The organism is Dactylosporangium salmoneum, from assembly GCF_039532525.1.
Classification (GTDB): Bacteria; Actinomycetota; Actinomycetes; order Mycobacteriales; family Micromonosporaceae; genus Dactylosporangium; species Dactylosporangium salmoneum.
Window position 1 is genome coordinate 75,149 of the sequence record NZ_BAAARV010000018.1, and the last position, 14,846, is coordinate 89,994.

Below are 14,846 nucleotides of genomic sequence, written 5' to 3' on the forward strand. Positions count from 1 at the left end.
GGCGATCGGCCTGCTCGAGGCGGCGCCGCCGGTGCGCGAGTGCGCGGAGGAGGCGTGCACCCGGCTGTTCGTCGACCGCTCCCGGGCCGGCAACCGCGCCTGGTGCGGCATGGAGGAGTGCGGCAACAAGGCCAAGGCCCGCTCGTACCGCGCCCGCCGCCGGCTCAGCAGTCCTTGAGCCGCTGCCCGCAGCGGGCCGCCGCGGCCGGCGCGGCGCTCGCGGCCAGGCCAGCCGGGCTGGTGCCGATGGCGGTGTCGTTGAGCCAGATGACGTAGTCGTGGCGGCGCACGGCGATGATGTCGGCGCCCACGCTGATGCCGATGTCGGTCGTGCCGGTCATCCGCAGCCCGGCGGCGTCGTCGCCGAGCCCGGCCGGCGGGTCCGCCGCCGCCACGGTGAACCTGACCGTGATGCCGGCCAGTTGCTGCTCGAAGGACCTGCACGACGCCGTGGTGCTGCGCAGCCGCGCCATGGCGTCCTGCGCCCCGCCCGCGGGGAAGCGCACGATCGCGTGCGTCAGGTACGGCCCGACCGCCCCGGCCGCGTAGGTGACCGCGGCCGACGTCGTCTCGTCGGTCGTCATCGGCTCCAGCGCCGGGCACCCCGGGAAGCTGCCGCCCCCGATGCTCACCTTGCCGGTGCGGGTGGACGCCATCGCCACCGGGGTCATCCCGCTCGGCACGTCGGCGTCGCCGAGCAGCGCGGCGCGCAGGTCCTCGTCCGTGGCCGCGGGGCTCGCGGAGACGGCCGGCGCGGCGGTCCCGGCGGCCGGCCGGACGTCGGCCACCCCGTGCCAGCGGGGCGCCGGGCCGGCATTGGCCGCGTAGCCGGTCATCGCGAAGGTCCCGAGGAGCAGCAGTGCCGCCCCGTGTTTGAGCTTCACCGCTCGTCTCCCGTCCGTCGCCGTGGCTGTCAAGGCCGACGCTACGGACCTCGGCCGCCCGATGTGCCGGAAATTCCGGTTTCAGGCCACGTTCGTGCGAAATCCACGCATGCGCCCATCGGCCGCGGCCGGGCATATCCGATCGCCCCGCCCGGCCTGGACGCGGGCCGTCGAGCTGATCCTCGGCCTCGACCACTGGCTGCGCCGCCTCCCGGTCGAGCTGCGCCTGGACGGTTGGGCCCCGGCCGGTGCGGTACGGTCCGGGCATGCATGCGCGCGCGGAGCACACCCTGCGGCGGCTGGCCGAGTTCTACGCCGCCCCGGCCGGCCCGATCGGCGGCGACCCGGCCGCGCGGGCGCTGGAGCTGTTCCGCGAGGTGGCCGGGTCGGTGCCGGCGTACCGGGCGTTCCTGGCCGAGCACGGCGTCGACCCGGCGGCCGTCGACGGGCCGGCGGCGTTCGCCCGGCTGCCGCTGGTCACCAAGGAGTCGTACCTGCGGCGCTACCCGCTCGAGCAGCGCTGCCGGGGCGGGCGCCTCGACGCCAACGACACCGTCGCGGTCTCCTCGGGCTCGTCGGGGCGCCCGACCATCTGGCCGCGGGCGGTGGCCGACGAGCTGGCGGTGGCCCGGCGCTTCGAGGACGCGCTCGTGCACAGCTTCGACGGGCAACGGCGCAGCACCCTCGTCGTGGTCTGCTTCGCCCTCGGCAGCTGGGTCGGCGGCATGTACACCGCGGCCGCCTGCCGGCACCTGGCCGCCAAGGGCTACCCGGTCACGGTCGCCACGCCGGGCAACAGCGTGGAGGAGATCCTCCGCGTCGCCGGCGAGCTCGCGCCCGGCTTCGAGCAGACCGTGCTCGCCGGGTATCCGCCGTTCGTGAAGAACGTGGTCGACGAGGGGGTCCGCCGCGGGGTGGACTGGGCGGCGTACGGCATCCGGCTCCTGCTGGCCGGCGAGGTCTTCAGCGAGCAGTGGCGCGACCTCATGGGGCAGCGGGCCGGGCTCGGCGACCCGGACCGCGGCTCGGTGTCGCTGTACGGCACCGCGGACGCCGGCGTGCTGGGCAACGAGACGCCGCTGAGCGTGCGGATCCGCCGGTTCCTGGCGGCGCACCCGGCCGCGGCCCGCGAGCTGTTCGGCGACGCGCGGCTGCCGACGCTGGTGCAGTACGACCCCATGACCCGGTTCTTCGAGACCGTCGACGGGACGCTGCTGTTCACCGGGGACGGCGGGGTGCCCCTGATCCGCTACCACATCGCCGACGAGGGCGGGATCGTCGCGCACGCCGACCTGGTCGCCTTCTGCCGCCGCCACGGTTTCGACCCCGGCGAGGGCGACGGGCGCCCGTTCGTCTACGTGTTCGGGCGGTCGCTGTTCACGGTGTCGTACTTCGGCGCCAACATCTACCCGGAGCACGTCGCCGCCGCCCTCGACGAGCCCGGCCTGGCCGACGACATCACCGGCCGGTTCGTGATGGAGGTCCGCACCGAGGCCGACGAGGAGCGGCGCTTCGCGGTCACCGTCGAGCGGGCCCCCGGCCGCCCGGCCCCCGACCCGGGCACGCTCGCCGCCGCCGTCCGCGCCACCCTGCTGCGGCTCAACAGCGAGTACGCCAACTACGTCCCGGCCGCCTACCAGGAGCCGCTCGTGCGGCTGCGCGACCCCGGCGACCCGGACTACTTCCCGGCCGGCGTGAAGCACCGCTACAGCCGATGACCCGCGCGGTCGTGTGGGGCGACGAGCCGCTCCCGCCCGGCGCCCGGGTGCTGCTGCGCCTGGCGCTGCTGGCCCAGCGCCTCGACGACCCGGCCACCCTGGCCGCGTGCGCCGCGATCGCCACCGGACCGGCGCCCGGCTACGACATCGTCCGCTGGCGCGACCGCGCGCCGGACCGGTATGCCGGCGACCTCGGCGCGGTGCTGGACCGCCTGCTCGACGCGCCCGGCGCCCATCTGCAGATGCCGGCCCGGGACTGGGGCGCGGCCGAGGTGCGCGCGTGGGAGGCCGGGCATGCCGGCGCCCTGCTGGTCACCGCGGCCGTCCACGGCGGGCGGCTCGTCGCGGCGACGGTGGCCGTGGTGCCCGGCGGCGCCGAGGAGGCCGAGCAGCACGACACCGCGGTCCTGCCGGAGCACCGCGGCCGCGGCCTGGCCCGGCGCGTCAAGGCCGCCCAGGCGCTCTGGCTGCGTGAGCAGTTCCCGGCGGTACGGCAGGTCACCGTCACGGTGAACCAGGAGAACCTGCCGATGCTGGCGGTCAACCGCGCCATCGGCTACCGCACCGTCCGCGAGCGCCTGCTGGTCGAGTGGGACTGACTACAGCGCGCGGCCGCCCAGCGTCTCCGCCAGCAGCTGCTGCATCCTGGTGAGCAGGCGGTCCAGGGCCTCGCTGGTCCAGCCCGGCCGGTGCACCCGCACGATGAGGTCGAGGCTGGTCAGCCCGCGGGCGATGACGTAGAAGCCGGGGCCGGTCACGCGGGCCGGCGGGTACCGCTCGAGGCTCGGGTCGGTGAGCTCGTCGCCGGACGGGAAGCCGGCCGGGGCCAGGATCGGGTTGTAGTAGTAGCCCGGGTCGCCGCCGTCGCGCTCGTGGGCCTCGCGGATGGCCAGGATCGCGTCCGGCGAGCACACGCCGTGCTTGAGGGCGGCGAAGCTGCGCCAGTGCACCCGCCCCAGCCGCTGCGGGAACGGCTCGTCGAGCTCCAGCAGCAGCGGCGCCCACTGGTTGAGGCTGGTGACGACGGCCGCGTGGTCGTCGTCGAAGCGGTTGGCCGACATCGGGTAGAACAGGTGCACGGGCGCGCCGGTCACCTCGCACAGGGCCGTGTAGTAGACGCCGAGGATGAGGCTCGCGAGGGTCACCTCGTGCCGCGCGGCGCCCTCGTTGGCCTGCGGCATCGGGATGCCGGTGTGCAGCGTCGCGCCCAGCGGCGGCCCCTGCGGCGCGTCCGGGGCCAGGCGCGGGGCCGCGGCGAGCGTGCGCCGCCAGTGCTTCTCCGCCGCCCGTAGCCGCCCGGATCCGGCGCCCTCCTGGTCGAGGGCCATCTCGAGGGGCCCCCGCGCGGGCGGCAGCGTCTCGCCGCGCAGCAGCCGCTCGAAGTCCTCCCGCATGAGCAGCATCGCGGCGCCGTCGGCGGCCATGTGGTTCACCACGAGGAGCACCTGCCGCGGGGCGCCGTCCTCGGTGAGGATCCACGCCCGCCACGGCAGTTCGGCCGTGGCGTCGATCTCGCGCTGCAGCTCGGCGGCCTCCATCGCGGCCCGCTCGGCGCAGTCGGCGGTGCCCTGCCGGACCCGGTCGCGGACCTCGGCCGCGGTGTCGGCGGCGAGGCGCTGGCGGGGCATCCCGTCATCGCCGATCACGTAGCTGGTCCGCAGCGATCCGTGTCGCATTCCCAGCCCGCCGATCGCTTCCCAGATGTCGTTTTCCGGCCACTGCCCGGCGGGCAGGTCCCAGACGAAAACGAGGTTGGCCTCCCAGCGCCGCTCGGGCGGCATCTTCTCGATGTCGCGCCAGACGGAAAGCTGACCGACGGTCGCCGGGAAGGTCTCGGCGATCGGTGTCGGAAACATGACGGCCTCCACGGGATTCGGGGCTGCGAAATGGTGCGCGGGCGGCCGGCGCTGATCGCCGGCCGCCCGCCAGTTCCGCACCGTGCGCCGCACGGTGCGGGTTCGCTGGTTCAGCCGGAGACGACGCTGCGACCCGACACGACACGACCCGACACGACGCGGCCCGACACGACGCGACCCGAGACAACGGCCTTCGACATTGTTCACCTCCTGTGTCTGCGAATGCGGGAAGAGACCATTTTCCAACGAGTGGGTTCAATGGCCGCCAAAAGCATTACTCGCACGGCAAAGGACTGTCAACCGCTCGCGAAATTCAGTGGCACCATTCAATGCGTATCGTGCGTAGGCGAGAAATCGGGCAAAAACTCAGATTTAATATGATCAATGCAGAGATCTTTCGGGTGACCGTTTGGCGGGTTAGACTGGCGGCGGCTCCGACCGTCAGTCTCCAAACGAACCAGGCCCGTGACAACCGTCGATGCACCCTTTCCCGGACCCTAGTCCCGGGTGGCGTGCACCGGAGGGTAGCCGGTCGGGCCGAACGACACGTTGTCGCCCGGCGTGACGGTGACCGCGTCGCCGTCGAAGTGGCAGCGGTACGTGCGCACGAACGGCCCGTCGGTGTGGGCGACCTTGAAGGTGTACTCGCCGGGCCCGGTCCACGCCCCGGTGCTGGCCCGCCACCCGTCGCCGTGCCACTCGCCCGGCCGGCACACGTGCTCGTGTGTCCCGGTCTCGTCCACGATGCTCACCCGTTCGGGTCCAAACGTGATCGACCGGATCGTCGGCGGCTGCTCGTAGCTGGGCCGCCAGTCCCCGGGCCGCGAGCGGCGCGGCCGCGCGACCACGAAGGTGCCCAGCTCCTCCCGGGCCGGCTCGCCCTGCACCCCGGGCATCGCCAGGTCCGGCAGGTCCACCGGCTCGAGCTCGCCCAGCAGGTGCTCCCACACCAGGTCGAGCACGGCCGCCAGGTCGGCGGTGCCGGAGGTCAGCGCGAGCACCGTGTCCTGCTCCGGCATGACGACGCAGAACTGCCCGAACGCCCCGTCGCCGCGGAACGTGCCGTGGCGGCCGCGCCAGAACTGGAAGCCGTAGCCCTCCTGCCAGTCCGGATTCTGTGCGGCCGCGCGGTTGTCGACCTGGGCCCGGGTCGCCTGCTCGGCCCAGCCGTCGGGCAGGATGCCGCGCTCGTCGCGGAGGTACAGCTGGCCGAACCTCGCGATCTCCGTGGTCCGCGCGCTCATCCCGAACCCGCCCACGTCGAGGCCGGCCGGGCACTGCTCCCACGTCACCTCGCCGAAGCCGAGCGGGTCGAACAGCCGCGGGCGCAGGTAGTCGACCAGCCGCCGGCCGGTGACCCGCTGCACGATCGCCGCGGCCATGTAGGTGGCGCCGGTGTTGTACACGAAATGCGTGCCCGGCTCGCGTTCGACCGGCAGGTCCAGGAACCCGGCGGCCCAGTCCTCGCCGCGGCTCATGGGCGACATCGTGTCCTCGACGTGCCCGGTGGTCATCGTGAGCAGGTGCCGCACGAGCAGCCGCGGGTCGCCGTGGCCGCCGAAGTACCCGGCGACCGGGTCGTCCAGCCCGACCAGCCCCTCCGCCACCGCGAACCCGACCGCTGTGCTGGTGAAGCTCTTGCTGAGCGAGAACAACTGGTGCGGCGCGTCCTTGCGGTACGGCCGCCAGTATCCCTCGGCGACGGTCTCGCCGCCGCGCAGCAGGACCATCCCGTGCAGGGCGTCGATGTCCCGCCCCGCCGCCTCCACGAACGAACGCACGCTCACGAACGATCAGCTTAGCGGGCCGCTACCATGTCGGGATTATGGCGAGAATTCTGGTCACCGGCTCAACCGACGGGATCGGTCTGGAGACGGCGCGGACGCTGCAGGCCCAGGGGCACGAGGTGGCCTTCCACGCGCGCAGCGCCGAGCGCGCCGCGGGGCTCGGCGGCGAGGAGGTCCTGGTCGGCGACCTCGCGTCGCTGGAGCAGACCAAGGCGCTCGCCGCGGCGGCCGGGAAGTTCGACGTGGTCGTGCACAACGCCGGGATCGGCGGGCAGGACGAGCGGGCGATGACCGGCGACGGGATCGAGCGGACCTTCCAGGTCAACGTGCTCGCCCCCTACGTGCTGACCGCGCTCATGCCGCGGCCGCAGCGCCTGGTCTACCTCACCTCGGGGCTGGAGTCGGTCGGGGTGGCCGACCTCGCGGACCTGCAGTACGAGCGCAAGCCCTGGCACGGGATGCAGGCGTACAGCGACTCGAAGCTGCACGACGTGGCGCTCGCCTTCGCCGTGGCGCGGCTGTGGCCGGAGGTGTACAGCAACGCCGTCGACCCCGGCTGGATCAAGACGAAGCTCGGCGGGGCCAACGCGACCGACGAGCTGCCGATCGGCGCCGCCACGCAGGTGTGGCTGGCCACCGGCGCCGGCGACGCGCTCGTCACCGGCCGGTACTTCAAGTGGCGCCAGCAGCTGCGGCCCAACCCCGCGGTCAACGACCGCGCCTACCAGGACGGGCTGCTGCGCGCCTGCGCCGACCTGTCCGGCGTCGAACTGCCGTTGTGAGCCGCTGGGGCAGCGGGCGGTAACAAGCGGGCGACCGCGGGGCAACACCGCGTCGCCAGCATGGCAGGGGTCACCTGACGAAGGGAACCCGCCGTGCGCAGCACCCCCCGTTTCCTGCAAGGCGTCTTCAGCTTCGAGGGCAAGGGCCTCGACCGGCCGGTGCCGCTGGACCCCGCGCTCGCCTACGTGGTGCCCGGCGGCGCGGTCACCCAGCCGGTGTACTTCCGCGGCTGATCCTCGCCTCCAGCACCGCGGCGAGACCTACGGCCTGGTCGCCCCGCTGTGGGAGCAGGCCAAGGTCCTCGCCGGCCACGTCACCGGGGCCGACCCGGCCGCGGCCTACCACGGCACCCGCACCGCCACCCGGCTCAAGGTGGCCGGCGTCGACGTCGCCTCGATGGGCCTGCGCGAGGCCGAGCGCGACGGCGACGAGACCGTCGTCTTCGCCGAGCCGGCCCGCGGGGTCTACCGCAGCGCCGTGGTCCGCGACGGCCGCCTGGCCGGCGCCACCCTCGTCGGCGACGTGCGCCGGGCCGCGCTGCTCACGCGCCTGTACCACGAGGGCGTCGCACTGCCCGACGACCGGGCCGCCCTCCTCTTCGACGCGCCGGGGGACGAGGACGACCCCGCGGCGCTCCCCGGCGACCTCCAGGTGTGCAACTGCAACGGCGTGACCAAGGCCGCCCTGACCGAGGCCGTCCACAGTGGATGCCGGACCGTGGGCGCCGCGATGGAGGCCACCCGGGCGGGCAAGGGCTGCGGCTCGTGCAAGCCCCTGGTGACCCGGATCGTCGAGCGGGCCGCCGGCGGCAAGGCCGACGAGGACCCCGCGGCGGACTGGTACGTGCCCGGCGTACCGATGACCAAGCAGCAGCTCATGGAGGCGGTCCGGCGCCTCGGACTGCGGTCCGTCTCGGCCGTCTTCGCCGCGCTGGCCCCCGCCGGCCGCGAGGACGCGAGGAGCAAGATGGGCCTGGCGTCGCTGCTGCGGATGATGTGGGGCGGCGAGTACGTTGACGAACGCGACGCCCGCTTCATCAACGACCGCGTCCACGCCAACATCCAGAAGGACGGAACCTTCTCGGTGGTACCGCAGCTGAAGGGCGGCGTCACCACCCCGGCCCAGCTGCGGCGCATCGCCGACGTGGCCGACAAGTACGAGGTGCCGATGGTGAAGCTGACCGGCGGCCAGCGCATCGACCTGCTCGGCGTGCGCAAGGAGGACCTCCCCGCGATGTGGGCCGACCTGGGCATGCCGTCGGGCTGGGCCTACGGCAAGTCGTTCCGCACCGTGAAGACCTGCGTCGGCGCCGACTTCTGCCGCTTCGGCCTCGGCGACTCGACCGCCCTGGGCATCGCGCTGGAGGAGCGCTACCAGGGCATCGAGGGCCCCGGCAAGATGAAGCTCGCCGTGACCGGCTGCCCCCGCAACTGCGCCGAGGCCTACGTGAAGGACCTCGGCGTGGTCGCCATCGAGGGCGGCCGCTGGGAACTGTACGTCGGCGGCGCGGCCGGCGCCCACGTGCGCAAGGGCGACCTGCTCGCCACGGTGTCCACTTCGGACGAGGTCGTCGTGCTGACGGGGCGCTTCCTGCAGTACTACCGGGAGACCGCGAACTGGCTGGAGCGCACCTACGCGTGGGTGCCGCGCCTGGGCATCGACCACATCCGCGCGGTCGTGGTCGACGACTCGGAGGACATCGCCGCCCGCTTGGACGCGTCCATGGCGGCCTCGGTCGCCGCGTACCGCGACCCGTGGCTGGAACGCGTCGAGGCCGCCACCCCCGGCCAGTTCCGCGCCTCCCTTCCGGGGCAGCCATGATCGTGCAGACCATCCTCGGCCCGCTCACCGACATCCCGATGGGCGAGGGCCGCGCCTACCTTGTCGACGGGCATCCGGTCGCGGTCTTCCACCTGCGCGACGGCTCGGTGCGCGCGGTCTCCGCCGTCTGCCCGCACGCGGGCGGACCCATCGCCGACGGCCTGACCGACCTGTCGTGCGTGGTGTGCCCGCTGCACCAGCACGCCTTCGACCTGGCGACGGGCCGCTCGACCACGGGCGCCTACACCCTGACCGTCTACCCCGCCACCGTCTCGACCGAGGGCCAGGTGATCATCGGCACCCCACTATGACCAGGCCAACTCCCGCAACCGCTCGAACGCCACGGCATCCTTCCCTTCGAACATCTCCTGGGCGCGCGATGCGACATATCCGGCCACCAGCGAGGATTCGAACTCCCCGCGATCTTCGAGGATTTGGGCCGCGGCCAGCATCGTCGTGGGACGGACCTGGGACCAGGCAAGACTGCCGAACCCGGCGAGACCCACGAGGACCTGCTGGACCAGTGACGGCATCTCGTGCATGTGGGCGAGCATCGAGGGCGTAACAAGCGGGCCGAAGCCGAGCGGTGCCTCTGTGGAAAGACCTGCTCGTAGCCTGTCCGCGTACGCCGCAAGATCGCCGTTGGCGTCGGCCAGCGACGCGGTACTGTAGACGAAGAACTGATAGTCCTTCGGCAAGCTCTTGACCAGTGCTGGGAACCGGTCGAGCAGCCAGGGCGCTCGCACAGCGAGTAGCGCAGAAAGTGGCTGGACGGCGAGGATGTCGTTGGTATTGACGAGGATCTGGACCAGCGTCTCCAACAATGCCGGTTCCAGCTCGTCTGCGTCACGGACGAGACACAAGGCGAGCAGTTTTGCGGTCGCCCAATGCAGGCGTGCCCCCGTCTCCATGACGGAATCTGCCCAGCGCCGGTAGTTGCGCTCGTCGTAGGGCATCATGCGGCCCGGCACGGGCGTTGGCCAGCGGTCTAGGAAGTGGTCGAGGAGCTCGGCGTGCCGCTGGCCGTCGAGGGCGGTCGCGTCGTCGGGAATGAGGGCCCCCCAGGTGCGACGGCCGGCGCTCAAGGCTGCCTCGGTGAAGGTGTCGCCGGCGAGGTTGGCCTCGCGTTCGGGCAGCCAGGTGTCGCCGACCTCCACGGCGGCGATCCGGCCCTCCCGGCGCTGCAGGTTGCCGAACAGGCCGTTCTGGGCTCCTGCGTCGAGGCCGCTTCGCCAGAGTCGCACCGTTGACTCGAAGGAGGGGGCGTCGGGCGCGCCGCACAGGGCGTCCACCGAGACGCCGTCCTCGTCACACAACGCGGCCAGCAGGACCAGGTTCGCCGTGTAGGCGGCCAGCCGGTTGACCGCGTCGAAAGGGGTGGGGCGGTAGTCGCCGTCGTTGACGCGCTTCCTGGCGGTGCGGAACACGTCGAGCAGCGTCACCTGCAGGTTCTCGCGAGCCGCGACGGGCATGCGGTCGATCAGGGCGGTCAGGAAAGGGACGATCTGCTCGCCGTTGGTCAGGGGCTGGTGGGAGAGCAGGTTGCGCAGGGCGGTGTCGTCGACGCCGGTGCCGTAGGCGCGCCGGCGGGGTCGGCGGTGGTCCTCGGCGATCTCTTCGAGGAGCTCGACGGTGTGCTCGGCCACGAGGTACTCGGCGAAGGTGGCGTGCAGGAACTCGTACGTGCGGCGGCCGGGGGAGCGGGCGTCGTCGTCGGCCTGGGCGACGTGGACGAAGAAGAAGGCGGCGACGGTGCTCTTGGCGCGGGTCAGCGGCTCGCCGAGGCGGGGCTCCGGGGCGTCGGCCAGCGGGCGCAGGGCGTCCAGGTCGCGGCCGAGGTCGTCCTCGCGCACGTGCTGCAGGCCGCGGTTGAACATGGCGAAGGCGGCCACCGCCAGGTTGTGCCGGGCCTCGACCTCCAGCTCGGCCAGCCTCGGCTCGGCGAGGTCGTCCGCGCCCTTCTCGCGGACCTGGCGGCGGATGAACGTGTCGAGGAGGCGCCGGTACAGCTCGTGGGCGGCCAGGTCCTCGCGGTCGAGCCGGGCGCTGCTCTCGGCCGCGTACACGGCCAGCATCAGCAGCAACAACGGCTGGCCGGCCAGCTCCTCGTGGGGGAGCAGCTCGGCGGCGGTCAGCGGGCGGAACTTCGGGTCGTGGGCGTTGGCGGCGTTCCAGGCGGCCGTCCAGCGGCCGATCTGCTCGTCGTCGAAGGGTTCGAGCTTCATCACGACGGTGCCGTCCGGGACGACCGTGCGGTCCATGACCAGGGTGCGGGAGGTGACGATGACGACCACGGGCCGGCCGTTGACCCACTCGTCCTGCTGGAAGCTCGCGATGCGCTCGATGTAGTGGGACTGGGCGATGCCGGTGGCCTGGACCAGCTCGTCGAAGCCGTCGAGCAGGATGACCTTGGTGGTGTCCGAGGCGCGGCACAGCTGGCCCCAGGAGATCGGCTCCTTGACGAGCCGCTCGACGGTGGCCTCGACCTGCTTGTGGATCTGCGCGTCGGGGTCGACGCTGCGCAGCGGCACCCGGATCGTGGTGAAGGCCTCCGTGGGCAGGCGCGCGGCGAGGACCTCGGTGAGCAGCGACTTGCCGGCGCCCGGGTGGCCGAGGACGACCAGCGGCCGTTCGGTGAAGATCGGGTCGCTGAGGCAGGCGGCGAGGAACTCGGAGAGGTCGCTGCGCTCCGGCGTGCCCTCCCACCAGGACTCGTCGCCGAGCGGTGCGGCGTTGGCGGCGCGCACGATGCGGAAGCGCGGGCTGACGAAGCCCTGCGCGACGGTCGGGAACGACAGGTCGCCGGCCTCGGTCGTGCGCCACAGCGGCCGGTCCAGGACCCGGCGGGCCTGGGCGGCCAGGCGCTGCTCGGCCTCGGCGGCCGGGTCGCCGGCCTGCACGACCGTGGACAGGAGGTCGGCGAGGCGGGTCAGGGTCTCGGTCTGGCCGCGTACGGTGGTCCGGGTGGCGGCGTGCTCGTTGAGCTGGGCCCAGATCAGGAACTCGGGGACGTCGGCGGCCAGTCGGGCGTAGCGCTCCGCGTACAGATCGAGCGCCCGCCGGACCACGGCGTCGGCCGGTGGCAGGATCTGGCGGCGGGCCACCGTCAGCCCGGCGGCGAAGTCGATCAGGGAGGCGTGGATGCCCCGCATGACCGGGTCCATGGCCGCAAGGGTCTCGGCGGCGCCCCGGGTCGCGCCCGGCAGCGGCGGGGCCCCGAGGTTGAGCGGGCCGTAGTCGGCGATGCGGCGCCGTTCGTCGTCGGTGAGGTCCAGGGACTGGGCCAGGGGCGCCGCCAGCTCGGTCAGGGCGTCGAAGTACGACGAGATGACCAGGACGGTGTGGGCGGCCTCGATCAGCTCGTAGTGTGACCTGCCGCGGCTGGCCCTGATCCGGCCGGGTGCGCGGTCCAGCAGGCCGCGCAGCAGGGCGTTGGCCTCGCCCTTGGCGTCGACCAGCGACAGCGCGACGCCGGCGGCGAAGGGGGCGGCCAGCAGCAGGACGCCGCCGGCCAGGCGGTTCAGGAGGTCGAGCTTGTCCGGGCCGCCGTTGAGGAGCTTGACGGCCTCGGCGTAGGTCAGGCGGGATCGGGCCACGCACGCACAGTAACGGAGCGCATCAACGCTCGTGGACCAGTGCGCCGTCGATGAAGACCAGGTCGGCCTTGACGTCGTGCAGCGGGATGTCCGGGGTGAAGGGGTCGCGGTCCAGGACGACCAGGTCCGCCGCCTTGCCCGGGGCCAGGGTGCCGATCTCGTGGTCGAGGTGGCTCACGTAGGCCGAGCCGGCCGTGTACGCCGTCAGGGCCTGCCGCAGGGTCAGGGCCTGCTCCGGCAGCATCGGGGTCCGGGCGGCCGGCCACGAGGACTCGGCCGAGTCCGGGGGCTCGGTGCGGTGCACGGCCACGTGGATGGCCTGCCACGGGTCCGGGGTGCTCACCGGCCAGTCGCTGCCCGCCGCCAGCCGGCCGCCCGCGCGGGCGATCGCGCCGAAGGGGTACTGGTGGCCGGATCGTTCGGGGCCGAAGAACGGGACGCACAGGGTGTCGTTCTGCTCGTGGTGGGTGGCCCACAGCGCCTGGATGTTGGCGGTGACGTTCAGGGCGGCGAAGCGCGGGACGTCCGACGGGTCGACCACGTGCAGGTGGGCGATGTGGTGGCGGCCGGTCCGCGGGCCGGCGGCCACGGCGTCCAGGCACTCGCGGACGGCCCGGTCGCCGATGGCGTGGAAGTGCACCGAGAAGCCGGAACGGTCCAATGCGGACACGTAGTCGCGCAGGCGGGCGGGGTCCACGTTGGACGTACCGCAGAAGTCCTTGCCGACATAGGGATCCAGCATGGCGGCGGTGAAGTTCTCGGCCACGCCGTCCTGCATGATCTTCACGATGCCGGCGCGGAAGCGGGGGGAGGACGCGGCCGCGGCGCGGCGGGCCAGCAGGTCGTCGAGCTGCTCGGGGCCCCGGTGGCGGTCCCACCACAGGGCGCCGGCCACGCGGGCCCGCAGGCGGCCCGCCGCGTCGGCGCGCAGGTAGGTGCCGAGCTGGTCGCGGGAGCCCGCGTAGGCGCCGACGATGGCGTCCTGCCAGCCGGTGATGCCCAGCGAGAACAGGTACCGCTGCGCCTCCATCAGCGCCTTGTCGTAGTCCTCGTCGGTGTCCTCCGGCAGCAGGGGAGCGACGAGGTCCATGGCGGACTCGTGCAGTACACCCGTCGGCACACCATCGGCGTCGCGCTCGATGCGGCCGTTCGGCGGGTCCGGGGTGTGCGCGTCGATGCCCGCCAGGGCCAGGGCGGCCGAGCTGACCCACGCCGAGTGGTGGTCGCGGTTGGGCAGGAAGACCGGGCGGCCCGGGGCGGCGGCGTCGAGGTCCTCGCGGCGGGGCAGGCCGCCGGGGAACGCCGACATCGACCAGCCGCCGCCGGTGACCCAGCCGTCACCGGGGTGGGCGGACACGGCGGCCAGGTAGGACCCGCGGTCGTGCAGGTGCGACAGGTCGCAGCGCAGGCGCTCCAGGGCGCCGCTCACCGGGTGCACGTGGGCGTCGTGGAAGCCGGGCATGAGCATCCGCCCGGCCAGGTCGACCACCTCGTATCTCGTGCCCTCCAACGTGGAAGGGGGCACGACGCGGCCGTCGCGCACGGCGAGCGTGTCGGTGCGGGGGCCGGTGCCGGTCCACACCGGGCCACCGGTGAAGAGCAGTGCGCTCATGCCTGCCTCCTGCGGACCATGGCGGCCGCGGCCATCAGGGCCGTCGCGGTCACCGCGAGCAGCCGGGCGGACAGCACGGCCGGGCGGGGCAGCGGCGGCAGGAAGGGCACGATGTGGTCCCGGTCGGCGGGCGCCATCGCGGCTGCCGCGGTGCCCGCCGCGGCGGTGACGGCGGCGGTACCCCAGAACAGCCCCGGCCGCCGGCGAACCACCGGCGCGGGGCCGTGCCACGCCCGGATGCTGCCGCGGCGGGTCATCCGGGCGGTGAGGGCGAGGGCGCCGGCCGCCCCGGCGGCGCTGGAGGCCAGGTGCAGCGGCATCCACGCCGGCACGCCGGGCAGCACCTCGCGGGACAGGACGGGCAGCCCGACCCTGGTGCCGGGGACCGACGCGTGCGTGACGTGGTCCCAGGCGACGTGGCTGGCCGCGCCCAGCAGCGCCGAGCCCGCCGTGACCCACCACGGATGGCGCACCCCGCCCAGCGCGCCGAAGTCGGCGGCGCCCGGCAGGTGCGCGGCGACCTGCGGGGCGGCCCGGCGCACGAGGGCGGTCGCGGCCATCGTGGCCGGCACCGAGGCGAGGACGCCCCACCACGAGTGGCCGTAGGTGTACGGCGGGCGGCATCCGCCCAGCGCGTACGGCAGGTCGGGCGCGGCCGCCCCGATGACGAGCGCCACCCCGTCGAAGGCCCGCGGCCGCCATGCCTTGAGGGGCAGGACGGCCGCGGCGTGCGACGGGAACGTGGCCGGCATGATCGACAGGCTACGGCACCGCGGGCGGCGCCGCGAC

Annotated in this window: 13 protein-coding genes; 7 read left to right on the forward strand and 6 right to left on the reverse strand. The window is 73.6% G+C overall.

Going from position 1 to position 14,846, the window contains the following annotated elements; genetic code table 11:
- The first annotated feature begins 31 nt into the window (after positions 1 to 31).
- Positions 32 to 178 (forward strand): CGNR zinc finger domain-containing protein, encoded by a 147-nt coding sequence (locus ABD352_RS57565; RefSeq protein WP_425553517.1) that lies wholly within the window; start codon positions 32 to 34, stop codon positions 176 to 178.
- Here ABD352_RS57565 and ABD352_RS10205 read toward each other — a convergent pair.
- Entirely contained in the window at positions 165 to 884 is a 720-nt protein-coding gene (locus tag ABD352_RS10205; protein WP_344612021.1) for a hypothetical protein, read from the reverse strand. The two genes, ABD352_RS57565 and ABD352_RS10205, sit on opposite strands and share 14 nt — an antisense overlap.
- 266 nt (positions 885 to 1,150) lie before the next feature.
- Here ABD352_RS10205 and ABD352_RS10210 point away from each other — a divergent pair, with 266 nt between their 5' ends.
- Together ABD352_RS10210 and ABD352_RS10215 are read left to right on the forward strand one after the other, a co-directional pair.
- A complete protein-coding gene (locus ABD352_RS10210; RefSeq protein WP_344612022.1) occupies positions 1,151 to 2,602 on the forward strand; it encodes a phenylacetate--CoA ligase family protein in 1,452 nt (483 codons plus the stop codon).
- The gene (locus ABD352_RS10215) at positions 2,599 to 3,201 is read left to right on the forward strand and encodes a GNAT family N-acetyltransferase (protein WP_344612023.1); all 603 of its coding nucleotides are present in this window, start codon (positions 2,599 to 2,601) and stop codon (positions 3,199 to 3,201) included. Before ABD352_RS10210 ends, ABD352_RS10215 begins: the two co-directional genes overlap by 4 nt.
- Here the strand turns inward: ABD352_RS10215 and ABD352_RS10220 are convergent, their stop codons facing one another.
- Positions 3,202 to 4,458 (reverse strand): condensation domain-containing protein, encoded by a 1,257-nt coding sequence (locus ABD352_RS10220; RefSeq protein ID WP_344612024.1) that lies wholly within the window; start codon positions 4,456 to 4,458, stop codon positions 3,202 to 3,204.
- Between the two features lie 497 nt (positions 4,459 to 4,955).
- Positions 4,956 to 6,245, reverse strand: a complete 1,290-nt coding sequence (locus ABD352_RS10225) for a serine hydrolase domain-containing protein (RefSeq protein WP_344612025.1) — start codon at positions 6,243 to 6,245, stop codon at positions 4,956 to 4,958.
- A gap of 38 nt (positions 6,246 to 6,283) precedes the next feature.
- On the opposite strand from ABD352_RS10225, the gene ABD352_RS10230 reads away from it, so the two are divergent.
- From ABD352_RS10230 to ABD352_RS10245, 4 genes are all read left to right on the forward strand, one after another.
- A complete protein-coding gene (locus tag ABD352_RS10230) occupies positions 6,284 to 7,027 on the forward strand; it encodes an SDR family NAD(P)-dependent oxidoreductase (protein WP_344612026.1) in 744 nt (247 codons plus the stop codon).
- 93 nt (positions 7,028 to 7,120) lie between these two features.
- The gene (locus tag ABD352_RS10235) at positions 7,121 to 7,261 is read left to right on the forward strand and encodes a hypothetical protein (protein ID WP_344612027.1); all 141 of its coding nucleotides are present in this window, start codon (positions 7,121 to 7,123) and stop codon (positions 7,259 to 7,261) included.
- 46 nt (positions 7,262 to 7,307) lie between these two features.
- Entirely contained in the window at positions 7,308 to 8,849 is a 1,542-nt protein-coding gene (locus ABD352_RS10240) for a (2Fe-2S)-binding protein (protein ID WP_344612074.1), read from the forward strand.
- On the forward strand, positions 8,846 to 9,160 hold the full coding sequence (locus ABD352_RS10245; protein WP_344612028.1) for a Rieske (2Fe-2S) protein: 315 nt from the start codon (positions 8,846 to 8,848) through the stop codon (positions 9,158 to 9,160). Before ABD352_RS10240 ends, ABD352_RS10245 begins: the two co-directional genes overlap by 4 nt.
- Here ABD352_RS10245 and ABD352_RS10250 read toward each other — a convergent pair.
- From ABD352_RS10250 to ABD352_RS10260, 3 genes are read right to left on the reverse strand one after another with little or no spacing between them, the layout of a single operon-like run.
- Positions 9,155 to 12,445 carry an NACHT domain-containing protein gene (locus ABD352_RS10250; protein ID WP_344612029.1) on the reverse strand — a complete coding sequence of 1,097 codons (3,291 nt, stop codon included), beginning with the start codon at positions 12,443 to 12,445 and terminating at the stop codon, positions 9,155 to 9,157. The genes ABD352_RS10245 and ABD352_RS10250 overlap by 6 nt on opposite strands.
- 22 nt (positions 12,446 to 12,467) lie before the next feature.
- Positions 12,468 to 14,057, reverse strand: coding sequence for an amidohydrolase (locus ABD352_RS10255; RefSeq protein ID WP_344612030.1), 1,590 nt, complete (start codon positions 14,055 to 14,057; stop codon positions 12,468 to 12,470).
- On the reverse strand, positions 14,054 to 14,809 hold the full coding sequence (locus tag ABD352_RS10260) for a DUF4184 family protein (RefSeq protein ID WP_344612031.1): 756 nt from the start codon (positions 14,807 to 14,809) through the stop codon (positions 14,054 to 14,056). Before ABD352_RS10260 ends, ABD352_RS10255 begins: the two co-directional genes overlap by 4 nt.
- Between the last annotated feature and the right edge of the window lie 37 nt (positions 14,810 to 14,846).